Raw genomic sequence first — 16291 nt, 5'->3', positions numbered from 1 at the left:
TCAGACTGGCCGAAACCGGTCTTAATGGTTCTCTTCGTGTGCCATCGACAGGTAGACGATGGTCAGCATCATGAAGATAAAGGCCTGCAGGGTGATGATCAGGATGTGGAACACCGCCCACGCCCATTGCAGGACTACACCCATGCCGCTGAGCCACAGCAGGCCGCTGCCGAACATCACAGCGATCAGGATGAACACCAGTTCGCCGGCATACATGTTGCCGAACAGACGCAGTGCCAGAGAGATTGGCTTGGCTACCAGGGTCACGAACTCCAGCAGGAAGTTCACCGGAATCAGCAGCGCCTGAACCAGGATGTTCTTGCTGCCGAACGGGTGCAGGGTCAGTTCGCCGATGAAACCGCCGATGCCCTTGACCTTGATGCTGTAGAAAATGATCAGCGCGAACACCGACAGGGCCATGCCCAGGGTGGCGTTCGGGTCAGTGGTGGAAACAGCACGGAATGGAATGTGCTGATCGCCCGAGATCAACATGGCCAGTTGTGGAATCCAGTCCACGGGTACCAGGTCGATGGCGTTCATCAGGAACACCCAGACGAAAATGGTCAGTGCCAGCGGTGCGATCACCGGGCTGCGACCGTGGAAACTGTCCTTCACGCTGCCATCGACGAAGCCAACCATGACTTCAACGAAGTTCTGCAAAGCGCCCGGCACGCCGGAAGTCGCCTTCTTGGCCGCCATGCGGAAAAGAAGAATGAAGATCACACCCAATGCGACAGACCAGCCGAGGGTATCGACGTGGAATGCCCAGAAGCCCATTTGCTTGGCTTCTGCTGCGGAGTGGGCAAAGCCCCAGCTCCCATTGGGTAGCTGACCGAAGGTCAGGTTCTGCAAGTGGTGCTGGATATAGCCCGAAGCGGTTGTTTCTGCTGACATGGTTGCCTCAAACGCCCTAAGGTCTCGAAAGTCTTGTTCTCATTAGCAGGGGAGCGAACCAGCTGACCAGTTGGGTCAGCACGAAGACGCCGAATACAGCCAGCGGCGCCAATGGCTTCACACCTGCGAACGTCAGTGCAAACAGCACAGCCGTCAAAATCAGTTTGCCCGCCTCACCGGCATAAAAAGACCGGACGATGGCTTGGGCCGCTCGGGCGCCGGAAAACCGAAATGCCCTGTGAGCGAAATACACATTGGGTAGCAAGGCTATCAGTCCTCCGCAAAGGCCTGAGTATCCGGCTACGACTCCACGCCATTGCCAGAGCGCCAGAGCGGCTATCAGTAGAATGACCAACTGAGCCAATAAAACCGGGAAAACCGCCAAGCGATGAAACGGCAAGCGGTTTGGCGTGCGGGTTTCCATCGCTCTTGCTCCTCAAGGGTCGGCTGCCAGAATTCAATAACTTGGCATAATTTGTGCCGACAAAATGCGCGCAGAGTATAGGGGCGGTTCAGCCCCTATTCAACTGCCGGGTAGTGATTTCCGACTGCGCGCTACATAAGGAAATGTTTCAGCGGATGTGGGCAAGGACGCCTTGCAGCTCATCCAGGGAGTTGTAGCCGATCACCAGCTGTCCCTTGCCCTTCTTTCCGTGGCGGATCTGCACCGCAGAGCCTAGGCGCTCGGCCAGACGCTGCTCGAGACGGGCGATATCCGGGTCTGGCTTGACCGGTTCAGCAGGCTCCTGTTTACCGCTCAGCCACTGGCGAACCAGAGCTTCGGTCTGGCGCACGGTAAGGCCTCGTGCGACAACGTGTCGCGCCCCTTCAACCTGTTGATTTTCCGGCAATCCGAGCAAAGCACGGGCATGACCCATTTCCAGGTCGCCGTGGGACAACATGGTCTTGATCACTTCCGGCAAGGCAATCAGGCGCAGCAGGTTGGCCACGCTGACACGGGACTTGCCCACCGCTTCGGCGACCTGTTGCTGAGTCAGCTGGAACTCCTGCTGCAGGCGCTGCAGGGCCACGGCTTCCTCGATGGGATTGAGGTCTTCGCGCTGGATGTTCTCGATCAATGCCATGGCGATGGCGGTTTCATCCGGCACATCGCGAACCATGGCCGGGATGGTTTCCTGGCCGGCCTGCTGGCTGGCGCGCCAGCGGCGTTCGCCGGCAATGATCTCGAAACGACCACCACCGATAGGGCGCACCACGATCGGCTGCATCACGCCCTGGGTCCTGATGGAGTTCGCCAGTTCTTCCAGCGCTTGAGGATCCATGTCCCGGCGCGGCTGATACTTGCCGCGCTGGATCAGGTCCAGGGGCAGGTGCTGCAACTCGCGCTGGTCAGCCTGAACCGCTTGTTCTTCAAGGGCGCTGACAGTCGGACCACTCAGCAGTGCATCCAGTCCACGTCCGAGACCTCTTTTCTTGACGGCCATGGGGATTCCTTAAGTTGGCTGGGCGGCTGCGGCGCGGGATTGTTTACGTTGCCGGCGAACCATCTCGCCCGCCAGGGCCAGATAGGCCAGCGCGCCACGGGATTGTTTGTCGTACGCCAATGCCGGCATGCCGTAGCTCGGCGCCTCGGCCAAACGGATGTTGCGCGGAATCACGGTGTCGTACAGCTGATCACCGAAGTGTTCCTTGAGCTGTGCGGAAACATCGTTCATCAGGCTCAGTCGCGGATCGAACATGGTCCGCAGCAAGCCTTCGATCTTCAGCTCAGGATTGAGCAGCTCGGCGATACGCTTGATGTTATCCACAAGGTCGCTCAAGCCTTCCAGCGCGTAGTACTCACACTGCATGGGGATAATGACCCCATCGGCGGCCACCAGCGCGTTGAGGGTAAGCATCGACAGCGACGGCGGGCAGTCGATCAGAATGTAGTCATAGTTCTCGCGAATCGGCGCCAGGGCGCTGCGCAGACGGCTTTCCTTCATCTGCATTTCCAGCAGAACCACTTCCGCGGCGGTCAGGTCGCGGTTGGCCGGCAGCAGTTGATAACCGCCGTGCTCGGAGAAATGCATGGCCTGGGCCAGGTCGCACTCACCGATCAGCAGGTCATAGACCGAGTTTTCCAAACCGTGTTTATCCACACCGCTACCCATGGTGGCGTTGCCCTGTGGATCAAGATCGATCAACAGCACCCGGCGCTTGGTCGCTACCAGGGATGCTGCGAGGTTGATGCAGGTGGTGGTCTTGCCCACGCCACCTTTCTGGTTCGCTATCGCGAATACCTTAGCCATTCTTGCTTGTGTTCCCAATCATGCCGTGCGGCGCAGTATCAGCAGATGGCGTTGGCCTTGGCAACCGGGTACGGCCAAGGCGTGTTCGCTATCGAGGTGGAAGTCTGCCGGCAATGCTAACAGCTCATCCGAGGGATGGACGCCCTTCATTGCCAGCCAGCGTGTATCGCGGTCGCCCAGGTGGCGGGTCCAGCTGGTGAAGTTCTCCATGCTGCTGAACGCCCGGGAAATGATCCCGTTGAATGGCAGTTCAGGGGTGAAGGCTTCGACCCGGCTGTGGATAACTTGCAGGTTATCCAGCTTCAGTTCGAGTTTGACCTGAGTCAGGAAGCGGGTTTTCTTGCCGTTGCTGTCCAGACAGGTGACTTGCGACTCGGGAAACAGGATCGCCAAGGGGATACCGGGCATCCCGCCGCCGCTACCGACATCCAGCCAGCGGCCGTTTTCGATGAACGACATCACGCTCAGGCTATCGAGCAGATGGCGAGAGACCATTTCGTCGGGATCGCGCACCGCGGTCAGGTTGTAGGCCTTGTTCCACTTGATCAACAGGGCCAGGTAACCCAGCAGCTGTTCGTGCTGGGTTGCGCTCAGATTGACACCGAGCTGGCGAGCGCCTGTGGATAACTCATCCGCGTGTTGTGGGGTGACCATAGAACTCAAGCGCTTTGCTCCAACTGACGGCCGGCGCCGCGTTTTTTCAGGTGAATCATCAACAGGGAAATGGCCGCCGGGGTAACGCCCGGGATTCGCGATGCCTGGCCCAGGGTTTCCGGACGGGTCGCGCCGAGCTTGCTCTGGATTTCCTTCGACAGCCCGGAAATGCCGGTGTAATCGATATCCACAGGCAGTTTGGTGTCCTCACTGGCGCGCAGACGGGCAATTTCATCCTGCTGACGATCGATGTAGCCGGCGTACTTGGTCTTGATCTCGACCTGTTCCGCGACTTGTGGATCTTCGGCGCCCTGCCCGGTCACTTCGACCAGACCAGCGTAGTCGATTTCCGGACGGCTCAGCAGATTCAACAGGTTGTACTCATGAGTCAGCGGCGTGCCGAATTTCTGGGCAATGGCATCGCCCTGTTCGGTGCCCGGACGGACCCAAGTCGACTTCAAGCGTTGCTCTTCCTGGGCGATGCCTTCGCGTTTCTTGCAGAAAGCGGCCCAGCGCACGTCATCCACCAGCCCCAGTTCGCGGCCCTTTTCGGTCAGGCGCAGGTCGGCGTTGTCTTCCCGCAGAATCAGGCGGTATTCGGCCCGGGAAGTGAACATCCGATACGGTTCCTGGGTACCCAAAGTGATCAGGTCATCCACCAGCACACCGATATAGGCCTCATCGCGACGCGGGCACCAGCTGTCTTTGCCCTGGGCACGCAGTGCGGCGTTGGCCCCGGCCAGCAAACCCTGGGCGCCGGCTTCTTCGTACCCGGTGGTGCCATTGATCTGGCCGGCGAAGAACAGACCGCCGATAACCTTGGTTTCCAGGCTGTGTTTCAAATCCCGCGGATCGAAGTAGTCGTATTCGATGGCATAACCCGGGCGCACGATGTGTGCGTTTTCCATGCCGCGGATCGATTGCACGATCTGCAACTGCACGTCGAACGGCAGGGATGTGGATATCCCGTTCGGGTACAGCTCATGAGTGGTCAGGCCTTCGGGCTCGATGAAGACCTGATGGCTTTCCTTGTCGGCAAAGCGATGGATCTTGTCTTCGATCGACGGGCAATAACGCGGGCCAATGCCTTCGATCACTCCGGAGTACATCGGCGAACGGTCGAGGTTCGAGGCGATGATCTCGTGGGTGCGGGCATTGGTATGGGTAATCCAGCAACTGACCTGTTGCGGATGCTGTTCTTTGGAACCCAGGAACGACATCACCGGAATCGGCGTATCCCCAGGCTGTTCGGTCATGACCGAGAAATCCACAGAACGGCCATCGATGCGTGGCGGAGTACCGGTTTTCAGGCGGCCGACCCGCAGTGGCAACTCCCGCAGACGTTGTGCAAGGGCGATCGAGGGTGGATCACCTGCGCGACCGCCGGAGTAGTTCTGCATTCCAATGTGGATAAGTCCGCCGAGGAAGGTGCCGGTGGTCAGCACCACCGATTCGGCGAAGAACCGCAGTCCCATCTGAGTGACCACGCCCCGCACCTGATCCTGTTCGACGATCAGGTCATCAGCGGCTTGTTGAAATATCCACAGGTTGGGCTGGTTCTCGAGAATCTCGCGTACCGCGGCCTTGTACAGAACGCGGTCGGCCTGGGCACGGGTTGCGCGCACGGCTGGGCCTTTGCGGCTGTTCAACACACGAAACTGAATACCACCTTTATCGGTAGCCATGGCCATCGCGCCGCCGAGGGCATCGATTTCCTTGACCAGATGGCTTTTGCCGATCCCGCCAATCGCGGGGTTGCAGCTCATTGCTCCGAGGGTTTCCACGTTATGCGTCAGCAACAGGGTTTTGGCCCCCATGCGTGCTGATGCAAGTGCTGCCTCGGTACCGGCATGACCGCCGCCGATGACGATCACTTCAAAACGGGAAGGGAAATCCACCACGCACCTCGTGCCTGCTTCAAGTAGGAGTAATTAGGAGTAGTTGTCGGGTTGGTTTTTGGACCAAGGCGGCAAGTATAGGGACTTAGCCCTTCCTAAAGAACCCTTTGCACAAAATTTAACCAGCTGTGGATGAATCACGGTCAATAGAAATTAAAAGAGAGAAATTTATTAAATCCTTGTTTTTATGTTTATTCTTATGCACATGCCTTTCTGTGGATAGATTGCTACAGGCCTTTATATTCAATATGTACAGAGGTTTTAAACTCTGTGATTAGGTGGCCAGGAGGCCCTTGGATAAGCGCTTTAAACCTGTGGATGAATGGGGTGGTTATCCACAGAGGTGGTTTTCCTCAGTTTTGAAGCCTGGTTATCAACCGAGCTGAAGGGCAGTTATTCACAGGGCTTAATCCACAGAAAACATCCATGTCGAGGGAAACTCAGGCACAGGTCGACCTTGTTGTAGCCTCAACGGCGACAACGGATCGATCAGGGAGGGGGAGAAACAGACAGGCTGCGCGAGCCTGTCTGTGGATAACACCAGGTGATGATTGCAGCGCTTACTCGGGGCGCTTGGCCAGGCGAGCTTGTATCCACCAACTCAACCCCAGCGTGACAATGACCAGGACCAGCCAGTACTTCTTCAAGCCAGCCTTGGCGCTATCGAGCTTCGAGGCGCTGGCCATGTTATTGCCCGCCAGAGATGGGTTCGTCGAGATCCCGTCGCTCAAGCTTTCAGCTTCAACCTCTGGGGAGTTCTGGGCCGAAACGGCGGACGGCTCGAAGGCGGCGACACCCTCCGCCACAGGCGCCTGATCCGAGGGAAGTTGAGCCCAGCTGCCTTGGCAGACAAGGGCCAGAGCCAGTACCGCGAGATAGCTACAAAAGCGCATAAACACCCTTCCATCCATTTGATAGCAGCGACCGCGGATGCTGGCCGGGGCTTGTACGAATGAATATCAGCTGATTCCGATTCTGCCGGCGGCCTCAAGCCGCTGATCCGCCGGTTTCTGAACCGGCTTCATTTGCCCTGGGATGTCCACAAGCAAGGGAAAAGCTCATGTTCCATCGGCGCCCCGGCAGGCAGAGCCGTGGCCAGCCCGGGAAACTCGGGCGAGGTGCGCCAGGGTCGGGGGGCATGACGCATGTCCTCCCCCAGAAAACGCAGCGAAAATGCCCGCCGCCGGCGATCGCCCCCCACACCGCCAGAGGCGTGCAGGGTGAGCATGTGGAAGAACACCGCGTCCCCGGGTTCCAGGGCCCAGCCGAGGATATTGAAGGCCGAGCGATCGGCTTCGATGTCCGGCAGGTCCGCCAGACTGCCTTCGGGAAACCATTTGGCCTGATTGTCCAGAAAGGTTCGCGGCATCAGCCAGGGACCACGGTGGGAACCGGCGACAAACTCCAGTGTGGACGCCCGCGTTACCGGGTCCACGGGCATCCACATGCTGCAGTTTTGTTGTCCTTCGACGTTGTAGTACGGCTGATCCTGATGCCAGGGCGTGGGTTGCCGAGTGTTGGGTTCCTTGACCAGCAGGTGATCGTGATACAGCCGCACCTTGTCGCTTTGCATCAGCTGGCTGGCGACATGGCCTACCCGGCTGTTGAAGATGAAGCGCCTGTAGTCGGGGTTGTCCTGCCAGTTGCAGAAGTCCTCGAAGAACCAGCCAGGATCATCCGCCTGGCTAGCGACCTTGGCCCGCTCGCTGGGGCTGGCCAGGTTGTGTTCGATACCCCGCTCCAGCAGCGCCACTTCGTCAGCACTGAACAGCTGGCGAATACACACGGCGCCATCACGCTGAAACGCCTCGATGGTTGAGGGGGGCAGGTGGAACGCTTGCATGGTGTTTTCCTTTTCATCCAATGGAGGGCGGCACAACGGCCGGGAGCTTCAATCCGGGAGGGGCACATCAGTGAGGGCAGTGTGCGGCCTGATCCATATCCAGTAGGCCAGTGACAGCAAGGCCAGCCAGCCGACACCGACATAAAGCGCCAGGCGGGTTTGCGCAAAGGCGCCGAGCACCCCAAAGATGAACAGCATGAAGAGCACCGCGCAGACCTGGCCAGCGGCGCCAAAAGGTACGGGAAAGCCCAGGGCGGCGATTTCTTCCGGGGTCATGCTACGGCGCATGGCCATCTGCGAGAGCAGGATCATCAGCCAGACCCAGACCACCGAGAAGGTCACCAGCGAAGCGAACACCAGGAACAACTCCTCGGGCACCAGGTAGTTGAGCAAGACACCGAACAGCAGAGCCACCGACATCACCAGCACCGTCATCCAGGGCACCCCGAAGCGCGAGGTGCTGGCAAACGCCGCCGGGGCCTGACCGATCGCCGCCATGCCGTACATCATGCGGCCGGCACTGAAAATGTCGCTGTTGATCGCCGAGAACACCGCGGAGATCACCACCAGGTTCAGTGCCGTTGCCGCCGAATTTATCCCCAGGCCGCTGAAGATCTGCACGAAGGGACTGCCCTGGCTGCCGATACCGGACCAGGGAAACAGCATCAGCAACACCAGCAGGGTCAGGATGTAGAAGATCAGAATCCGCAGTGGCACGGAGTTGATCGCTTTGGGAATCATGCGTTGCGGGTCCTTGGCTTCGCCCGCCGTGATGCCGATGACCTCGATCCCGCCAAAGGCGAACATGACAATGGTGAACGAGGCGATCATGCCCTCCAGGCCATTGGGGAAAAAACCGCCATAGGCCCACAGGTTGCTCAGGCCCACAGAATGCTGCCCGTCGCCCAGCTGGATACCGAAAAGCAGCACCGCAAAGCCACCGCCGATCATTGCGATGATCGCCGCGACCTTGAGCAGCGATAGCCAGAATTCCATTTCGCCAAAGATCCGCACACTGCACAGGTTCAAGGCGCCGATCCCCAGCACGATGCTGAGCACCCAGATCCAGCGGGGCGTGTCGGGGAACCACAGGCTCATGTAGACACCAAAGGCGGTGACGTCCGCCAGGCACACCATGAGCATCGAAAAAGCATAACTCCAGCCGGTGAGAAACCCCGGAAAGCGTCCCAGATAACAGCTGGCGTAATGGCCGAAGGAACCGGACACCGGGTTTCTCACAGCCATTTCCCCCAAGGCGCGCATGGTCAGGTAGATCGCCGCTCCACCGATCAGGTAGGCCAGCAGTACCGAAGGACCGGCCTGCTTGATGGCGGCCGCCGAACCGTAGAACAACCCGGTGCCAATGGCTGAACCCAGCGCAATGAAGCGGATGTGCCGGGTGCTCAAGCCACGGTTTAATGCAGTCGTGCTAGCCATTTCTGTTCCTTGAATGCCGGACTGTCGACCCCGGCGGCGTCCATCGGCCGACCCAGGGGCAATAGCCGGACTATTTCCTCAGGTGTACAAACCTGTACATCTGCCAGGATGCAAATCAGGTACCACTTGGGGAATGAAGGGGAAAAGTAGCGAATGCGTCGGCTACTGCGGATAACTGGCGGAAAGTTGAGCGATCGACGAAATGCGCCTGTTACTCAAGACCGCAGGTTCATTGGCTGGAATCGGGAAAGGGGGCAAAGGTAACGTCGTTGTCCCCTGGGGCCGGTAAAAATCGCAAAATCTGCAAATCTGCCGTCGCTACAGTGGCGTGCCAAGGAGGCCTTATGAAACCTGCAACCCGAATCCATTACGGCCAGCGCATGGAGCCGGTGCTGCGTTGGCTGGCAAGCCATCCACACAGCGATCCGGACCTGTACCACCTGGCGGACCTGGCCTGTATGTCGGCTTACCACTTTCACCGCATCTACCGCGCAATGATGGGAGAAACGCTGAACGCCACGGTGCAACGGATGCGCATGCACCTGGCTGCCGCGGCGCTGGCGGGTACGCAAGAGGACCTGGCCGAGGTGGCGTTGCGTACCGGCTACGAGTCGGGGGCGGCGTTCAATCGGGCATTCTCTGGCGTTTTCGGCTTGCCGCCTGGGCGTTATCGCGCAACCCGTTCCCGTCCTTTCGACCCTGAGGTGTCAAATATGTACCCCATTACCATCGAAACTTTCCCCGGCGTTGTTCTGGCAGCCCTGCCTCATCAGGGCTCCTACCAGGAAATCGGTCCGGTGTTCACCCGCGCTTTCATGCTGGCCGCCAGCCGGGGGCTGATGCATTCGGACACCAGCGGATTCGGTGTGTACTTCAATGACCCCGAGCAGGTCCCGACTGAGCAATTGCGTTCGCTGGCCGGAGTCTCGGTCGCGCCCAATGCCGACCTGGGCGAACAGCTGGAAAGGTTCGACATTCCTGCAGGGCGCTACGCAGTCCTGAATTACGTGGGTCCGTACAACGAGATGGGTAAAGCCTATGCCTGGATGTTCTCCGAGTGGCTGCCTGACAGTGGGCTGACGCCAGGGCACTTTCCGATGTTCGAACACTATGTGAACGATCCACGCATCACCCCACCCGCACAGCTGCAGACACGCATCTACCTGTCGGTGGAATAAACGCCGTCCGCGACCGGCAGGGGTGTGGATAACCTATGCCGGTACGCACCGGGGGCGGCTCTACTTGCCGATGCAGAAGCTGGAGAAGATCCGTCCCAACAGGTCATCGGAACTGAAGGCCCCGGTGATTTCTCCCAGGGATTGCTGGGCCTGCCGCAGATCCTCGGCCAGCAGCTCACCGGCGCCGGCCAGGGTCAGCTGGGCCCGGCCATGCTCCAGCGCGGCACTGGCGTAGCGCAACGCTTCGAGGTGCCGGCGGCGGGCACTGAAGCTGCTTTCCGACGTCTGTTCATAACCCATGCACGCCTTGAGATGCTCACGCAGCAAATCCAGCCCGACACCGGCGGACATGGCGCTGAGGCTGATGGTCACATGGCCATCCTCACAGGTTTCCAGAGCGATGGGCTCGCCAGTCAGATCGGCCTTGTTGCGGATCAAGGTTACCTTGGCCGGGTCCGGACGCTGCTCAAGAAATTCCGGCCACAGGGCGAAGGGATCAGCTGCCTCTGCTGCAGTGGCGTCCACCACCAGCAATACCCGGTCGGCTTCACCGATGGCCTTGAGTGCACGTTCGACGCCGATCTTTTCCACTTGATCCTCGGTGTCCCTGAGGCCGGCGGTGTCGACCACGTGCAATGGCATGCCGTCGATGTGGATATGTTCCTTGAGAATGTCCCGAGTGGTGCCGGCGATATCAGTGACGATGGCCGCCTCGCGCCCGGCCAGGGCATTGAGCAGGCTGGACTTGCCGGCGTTCGGACGGCCGGCGATCACCACCGTCATGCCGTCACGCAGCAAGGCGCCCTGCCCGGCTTCCTTCAGTACTGTGGATAACTCATCGCGGACCGCATCGAGCATGGTCAACACGTGGCCATCGGCGAGAAAGTCGATTTCCTCCTCGGGAAAATCAATCGCCGCCTCGACATAGATCCGCAGGGCAATCAGCTGTTCGGTCAAGTTATGCACACGCTGGGAGAACGCACCCTGCAGTGAGCGCAAGGCGTTGCGCGCGGCCTGTGCAGAACTGGCCTCGATCAGGTCGGCAATGGCTTCGGCCTGGGCCAGGTCGAGCTTGTCATTGAGAAACGCGCGCTCGCTGAATTCTCCAGGTCGGGCCAGTCGGCAACCCAGCTCCAGGCAGCGCTGCAGCAGCATGTCGAGAACGATGGGGCCGCCATGGCCCTGGAGCTCCAGCACATCTTCGCCGGTGAAGGAGTTCGGCCCCGGGAAATACAGGGCGATGCCCTCATCCAGCACCTCTCCCTGTTCACTGAGAAAGGGGCCGTAATGCGCAAACCGCGGTTTCAGCTCACGGCCGCTGATGGCCTTGGCCGCCGCGCCCGCCAGGGGGCCGGAAATCCTAACGATACCCACGCCGCCGCGGCCTTGGGCGGTGGCGATGGCGGCGATGGTTTCACGAGGGACATTCATAACCCGACATCCAGACAAAAGTGACAGATAGCAAAACGCCCCACTAGGGGGCGTCTTGTGTGGTTATCCACAGCGTAGGTCAGGCAGCCGCTTTCTTGGTGGCCGCTTCGATCTTACGAGTGATGTACCACTGTTGAGCGATCGACAGGCAGTTGTTCACGACCCAGTACAGCACCAGACCGGCCGGGAACCACAGGAAGAAGAAGGTGAAGATGATCGGCATCATTTTCATCACCTTGGCCTGCATCGGATCCGGAGGCGTCGGGTTCAACTGCTGCTGGATGAACATGGTGGCGCCCATGATGATCGGCAGGATGAAGAACGGATCCTTGATCGACAGGTCGGTAATCCACAGCATGAACGGCGCCTGGCGCATTTCCACGCTTTCCAGGAGCACCCAGTACAAGGACAGGAAGACCGGCATCTGCACCAGGATCGGCAAGCAGCCGCCCAGCGGATTGATCTTCTCTTTCTTGTACAGCTCCATCATCGCCTGGGACATTTTCTGACGATCGTCGCCGAATTTTTCCTTCAGCGCGGCCAGTTTCGGAGCCACGGCACGCATGCGCGCCATCGACTTGTAGCTGGCAGCCGACAGTGGGAAGAAGATCCCCTTGATCAGCATGGTCAGGAAGATGATCGACCAGCCCCAGTTACCCACCAGGCTGTGGATATGTTGCAGCAACCAGAAGATCGGCTGGGCGATGAACCACAGGAAACCGTAGTCGACAGTCAGTTCCAGACCTGGGGACAACTCTTTCAGCACCGCCTGGCTTTTCGGGCCGGCGTACAGAATGGCACTGGTTTCAGCCTTGGCACCTGGAGCCACGGTCATCGAAGGGCCGGTGTAGCCGATGATGTAGTTGCCTTTGCTGTCCTTGCGCGCCAGAACCTGGTTGTTCTCGCCTTTTGGCGGAATCCAGGCGGTCACGAAGTAGTGCTGCAGCCAGGCTACCCAGCCACCCTGAACATTTTCAGTGATTGGGGCCTTGGTTTTATCCTCGTTCACCTTGTCCATGTCTTTCATGGACACTTTTTTGTACGGCTCGGAACTTGTCCACAGGGCGGCGCCCAGGTAAGTCGCAGTACCGGTGGCGGTGCTGGAGGATGGATCGGAACTGGCGTCACGCTTGAGCTGGGCAAACATTGCACCGGTCCAAGGTTGTGCGCTTTCGTTGTCGATCAGGTAGGAAACAGTGATGTCATACAGGCCACGTTTCAGGGTGAAACGCTTGATGTAGTTGACGCCGTCCTTGCTGAACTTCAGGTCGACCACCAACTGGTCCTGACCATCGGCCAGTTGATAACTTTTCTTCTCCGAGGAGTAGATCGGACGACCAGCCGGGCTTGCGTCCGGGCCGCTGCTGCCAATCAGGCCGCTTTGTGCCAGGTAAGTCCGCTCGTTGCCGTTATCGAACAGCTGGAACGGGATTTCCGGGTGGTCCTGACGACGTGGATACAGTGGCAGACGCAGTTGTGCGATATCCCCACCTTGTGGATCGACAGCCAGGTCGAGCACATCCGTTTTGATCTGAATGAGATCTTTGCTTGCAGCAACGGGGGCTTCAGCGGGTGCAGTAGTGTCGCTTGCTGCGCGCGGAATATCGTCGTTGGCAGCGGAAGTGCCATTTGGCGTGTCCGGCAAGCCCGGAGTGGTCGTGCTGGAAGCAACATTCTGAGTCGGCAGGGCAGCCTGGCCATAATCCTGGTTCCATTTAAGAACCATGACATAGGACACGATTGCCAGGGCGACGATCAGGATCGTGCGTTTGATATCCATGATTACTCGGCCATCGAAGAAGAACGGGAGGTAGGGATAGGTGGAACCGGGTCATAACCACCGGGATTCCACGGATGACAGCGACCTAAACGACGAAAGGTCAGCCAGCCACCGCGCAGAAGGCCATGATTTTCGATGGCTTCTAACGCGTAGCAGGAACAACTGGGGTAGAAACGACAGTGATTGGCCATCAGGGGACTAATGGCATAGCGGTAAAACTGGATCGGAACGAGTGCCAGTTTACGCATCAGGACTGTCTACCCCTACAGTTTCGGATTTGACTGCTGGTTCCGGCTTGTTGCGTGCCAGACGTTTCCAGAGTTTGCCGAAATGCTGAATCAATTCGGGGTTTTCTACATCGCCCAAACCTTTGCGCGCGACGATAACGATATCCCATCCGACCAGTGAATCCTGGTGGAGACGAAACGATTCGCGCATCAGACGCTTGAGGCGATTGCGCTCAACGGAGAGCTTTACGCTCTTTTTCCCGATCACGAGCCCCAGACGGGGATGATCCAGGTCGTTGTTGCGCGCAAGGAGCAGGAGATTTTTCCCCGGAACCTTGCCGGTAGGGGAGTCAAAGACCGCCTTGAAGTGCCGGGGGGTAAGCAGACGCTTTTCCCGACTGAAGTCCTGACTCACCTCCAGTGCCGGATTATCAAACTGCCAGACGCGCACGACCTTTGGCGCGACGACGCGACAGGACGGCACGACCGTTCTTGGTAGCCATGCGAGCACGGAAACCGTGGGTACGAGCGCGTTTGATAGTGCTTGGTTGGAAAGTACGTTTCATGTCGTGTTACCTGGTTCGTCCACAACGGGCCGGAATGGCCCCCGTTTTAAGAGATCGGCGATTCTAGAGAAAGCAAGCCTCTAGGTCAATTTCCAACCAGCTTTTCCTTTATCTATGTATGTCCGGGGACTGGGTTGTGAGCCAGGGTCGAGTAGATATAAAAATAAAGAAGGAAAGTATTTAAAGCTTTTCTGTAAAGCTTATAAAGGCTAGGGACGGCACCTTCTGTGGATAACTGCCTTAAGCCCTTCTATTCCGTACTGTACAGAGAATGACAACACGGTTGAGAAACGGTGTCCTGCCTGTGCTGCGCTATCGGAAAACCTGTGCGTGGAACGAGCAGTTATCCACAGGCGAGTTACCCACAGCGTTTCGACCCGAGTTGTGCAACGACCTCACGCGGGGTTATCCACAGAGCTTATGCACATACCGCTGGTCGTGTTTATTCAGGGTAAGGCGTTGATTCTTAGTGTCCTCAGGGCACGCTACATGTGGATAAGTGGGCGGCTGATCGCTACAATGGCCGCTTGTTTTTGCCTCACCGGCTTTCAACTTAGGGGATATCCGTGTCAGTGGAACTTTGGCAGCAGTGCGTGGAGCTTCTGCGTGATGAGCTGCCTGCCCAGCAATTCAACACTTGGATCCGTCCGCTACAGGTCGAAGCCGAAGGCGACGAGTTGCGTGTTTACGCACCGAATCGTTTTGTTCTCGATTGGGTCAACGAAAAGTACCTGGGCCGCGTGCTCGAGCTGCTGGATGAGCACGGCAACGGCAGTGCGCCGGTTCTTTCCTTATTAATAGGCAGCAAACGCAGTTCGGCGCCTCGCGCTGCACCTAATGCGCCATTGGCCGCCGCTGCTTCGCAAGCACTGCAAGCGGCAGCAGCCAATGCCTCCCCGGCGGCGGCTCCTGCGCCAACTCCGGCACCCGCTTCCGCCCCGGCCAAGAAAGCCGCGGCGCAGAAGAGCGCCGAGGTCAGCGAAGAACCCTCTCGTGACAGCTTCGACCCGATGGCGGGCGCCAGCTCGCAGCAGGCACCGGTACGTGCCGAGCAACGTACCGTCCAGGTAGAAGGTGCGCTCAAGCACACCAGTTACCTGAACCGCACCTTCACCTTTGAGAATTTCGTCGAGGGCAAGTCCAACCAGCTGGCCCGCGCGGCGGCCTGGCAGGTGGCGGACAACCCCAAGCATGGCTACAACCCGCTGTTCCTGTATGGCGGCGTCGGTTTGGGTAAGACCCACTTGATGCACGCTGTGGGTAACCACCTGTTAAAGAAGAACCCGAATGCCAAGGTCGTGTACCTGCATTCCGAGCGCTTCGTGGCGGACATGGTCAAGGCGTTGCAGCTCAACGCCATCAACGAATTCAAGCGCTTCTACCGTTCGGTCGATGCGCTGCTGATCGATGACATTCAGTTCTTCGCCCGCAAGGAGCGTTCCCAGGAAGAGTTTTTCCACACCTTCAACGCCCTCCTCGAAGGCGGCCAGCAGGTGATCCTCACCAGCGACCGCTATCCGAAAGAGATCGAAGGCCTGGAAGAACGCCTCAAGTCCCGCTTCGGCTGGGGCCTGACGGTGGCCGTCGAGCCGCCGGAACTGGAAACCCGGGTCGCGATCCTGATGAAGAAGGCCGACCAGGCCAAGGTCGAACTGCCCCACGACGCGGCGTTCTTCATTGCCCAGCGGATTCGCTCCAACGTCCGTGAACTGGAAGGCGCGCTCAAGCGGGTCATTGCCCACTCGCACTTCATGGGGCGCGACATCACCATCGAGTTGATTCGCGAATCCCTGAAGGACCTGCTGGCGCTGCAGGACAAGCTGGTGTCTGTGGATAACATCCAGCGCACCGTCGCCGAGTACTACAAGATCAAGATTTCCGATCTGCTGTCCAAGCGACGTTCGCGTTCGGTGGCTCGTCCGCGTCAGGTGGCCATGGCCCTGTCCAAGGAACTGACCAACCACAGCCTGCCGGAAATCGGCGATGTGTTCGGCGGCCGCGACCACACCACGGTGCTGCACGCCTGCCGCAAGATCAATGAACTTAAGGAATCCGACGCGGACATCCGCGAGGACTACAAGAACCTGCTGCGTACTCTGACCACTTGATGACTCCAACGCAGCTTATTAAG

General features: G+C 58.8%; 16 protein-coding genes. 2 read left to right on the top strand and 14 right to left on the bottom strand.

Annotated elements, in window-relative coordinates; genetic code table 11:
- Positions 1 to 21: 21 nt before the first annotated feature.
- From atpB to GWQ44_RS05705, 9 genes are all read right to left on the bottom strand, one after another.
- Entirely contained in the window at positions 22 to 894 is an 873-nt protein-coding gene (atpB, locus tag GWQ44_RS05745) for a F0F1 ATP synthase subunit A (RefSeq protein ID WP_047306721.1), read from the bottom strand.
- A gap of 16 nt (positions 895 to 910) precedes the next feature.
- Positions 911 to 1318 (bottom strand): F0F1 ATP synthase subunit I, encoded by a 408-nt coding sequence (locus tag GWQ44_RS05740; protein ID WP_016964883.1) that lies wholly within the window; start codon positions 1316 to 1318, stop codon positions 911 to 913.
- Between the two features lie 148 nt (positions 1319 to 1466).
- Positions 1467 to 2339 (bottom strand): ParB/RepB/Spo0J family partition protein, encoded by an 873-nt coding sequence (locus GWQ44_RS05735; RefSeq protein ID WP_047306723.1) that lies wholly within the window; start codon positions 2337 to 2339, stop codon positions 1467 to 1469.
- A 9-nt stretch (positions 2340 to 2348) separates the two neighbouring features.
- A complete protein-coding gene (locus GWQ44_RS05730) occupies positions 2349 to 3146 on the bottom strand; it encodes a ParA family protein (protein ID WP_016964885.1) in 798 nt (265 codons plus the stop codon).
- A gap of 18 nt (positions 3147 to 3164) precedes the next feature.
- Complete coding sequence (rsmG, locus tag GWQ44_RS05725) at positions 3165 to 3800, bottom strand: 16S rRNA (guanine(527)-N(7))-methyltransferase RsmG (protein WP_177435114.1); 636 nt, start codon at positions 3798 to 3800, stop codon at positions 3165 to 3167.
- Positions 3801 to 3805: 5 nt separating this feature from the next.
- The gene (gene mnmG, locus GWQ44_RS05720; RefSeq protein ID WP_275926841.1) at positions 3806 to 5698 is read right to left on the bottom strand and encodes a tRNA uridine-5-carboxymethylaminomethyl(34) synthesis enzyme MnmG; all 1893 of its coding nucleotides are present in this window, start codon (positions 5696 to 5698) and stop codon (positions 3806 to 3808) included.
- A 560-nt stretch (positions 5699 to 6258) separates the two neighbouring features.
- Entirely contained in the window at positions 6259 to 6591 is a 333-nt protein-coding gene (locus GWQ44_RS05715) for a hypothetical protein (protein ID WP_275926840.1), read from the bottom strand.
- 128 nt (positions 6592 to 6719) lie between these two features.
- Positions 6720 to 7541 carry a phytanoyl-CoA dioxygenase family protein gene (locus GWQ44_RS05710; RefSeq protein WP_016967092.1) on the bottom strand — a complete coding sequence of 274 codons (822 nt, stop codon included), beginning with the start codon at positions 7539 to 7541 and terminating at the stop codon, positions 6720 to 6722.
- 48 nt (positions 7542 to 7589) lie between these two features.
- A complete protein-coding gene (locus GWQ44_RS05705; protein WP_275926839.1) occupies positions 7590 to 8978 on the bottom strand; it encodes an amino acid permease in 1389 nt (462 codons plus the stop codon).
- Between the two features lie 344 nt (positions 8979 to 9322).
- Here GWQ44_RS05705 and GWQ44_RS05700 point away from each other — a divergent pair, with 344 nt between their 5' ends.
- A complete protein-coding gene (locus tag GWQ44_RS05700; RefSeq protein WP_275926838.1) occupies positions 9323 to 10156 on the top strand; it encodes an AraC family transcriptional regulator in 834 nt (277 codons plus the stop codon).
- Between the two features lie 60 nt (positions 10157 to 10216).
- On the opposite strand, the gene mnmE is transcribed toward GWQ44_RS05700, so the two are convergent.
- The 5 genes from mnmE to rpmH all read right to left on the bottom strand — a co-directional run bounded on the left by mnmE (position 10217) and on the right by rpmH (position 14160).
- Positions 10217 to 11587, bottom strand: coding sequence for a tRNA uridine-5-carboxymethylaminomethyl(34) synthesis GTPase MnmE (gene mnmE / locus GWQ44_RS05695; RefSeq protein ID WP_016967089.1), 1371 nt, complete (start codon positions 11585 to 11587; stop codon positions 10217 to 10219).
- 79 nt (positions 11588 to 11666) lie between these two features.
- A complete protein-coding gene (gene yidC / locus GWQ44_RS05690) occupies positions 11667 to 13367 on the bottom strand; it encodes a membrane protein insertase YidC (RefSeq protein ID WP_016967088.1) in 1701 nt (566 codons plus the stop codon).
- 2 nt (positions 13368 to 13369) lie between these two features.
- Entirely contained in the window at positions 13370 to 13615 is a 246-nt protein-coding gene (gene yidD / locus GWQ44_RS05685; protein ID WP_003213574.1) for a membrane protein insertion efficiency factor YidD, read from the bottom strand.
- Positions 13608 to 14009 (bottom strand): ribonuclease P protein component, encoded by a 402-nt coding sequence (gene rnpA, locus GWQ44_RS05680; RefSeq protein ID WP_197662869.1) that lies wholly within the window; start codon positions 14007 to 14009, stop codon positions 13608 to 13610. The genes yidD and rnpA overlap by 8 nt, the downstream gene beginning before the upstream one ends.
- A gap of 16 nt (positions 14010 to 14025) precedes the next feature.
- On the bottom strand, positions 14026 to 14160 hold the full coding sequence (gene rpmH, locus GWQ44_RS05675) for a 50S ribosomal protein L34 (protein WP_003213577.1): 135 nt from the start codon (positions 14158 to 14160) through the stop codon (positions 14026 to 14028).
- A 566-nt stretch (positions 14161 to 14726) separates the two neighbouring features.
- Between rpmH and dnaA the strand changes: the two genes are divergently transcribed.
- Positions 14727 to 16268 carry a chromosomal replication initiator protein DnaA gene (dnaA, locus tag GWQ44_RS05670; protein ID WP_103740862.1) on the top strand — a complete coding sequence of 514 codons (1542 nt, stop codon included), beginning with the start codon at positions 14727 to 14729 and terminating at the stop codon, positions 16266 to 16268.
- The last annotated feature ends 23 nt before the right edge of the window (positions 16269 to 16291 follow it).

Source organism: Pseudomonas sp. 3MA1 (assembly GCF_029237275.1).
In the GTDB taxonomy this organism is placed as follows: Bacteria; Pseudomonadota; Gammaproteobacteria; order Pseudomonadales; family Pseudomonadaceae; genus Aquipseudomonas; species Aquipseudomonas fluorescens_AP.
The sequence above is the reverse complement of the archived record's forward strand: the minus strand, read 5'-3'. Positions and strand labels throughout refer to the sequence as shown.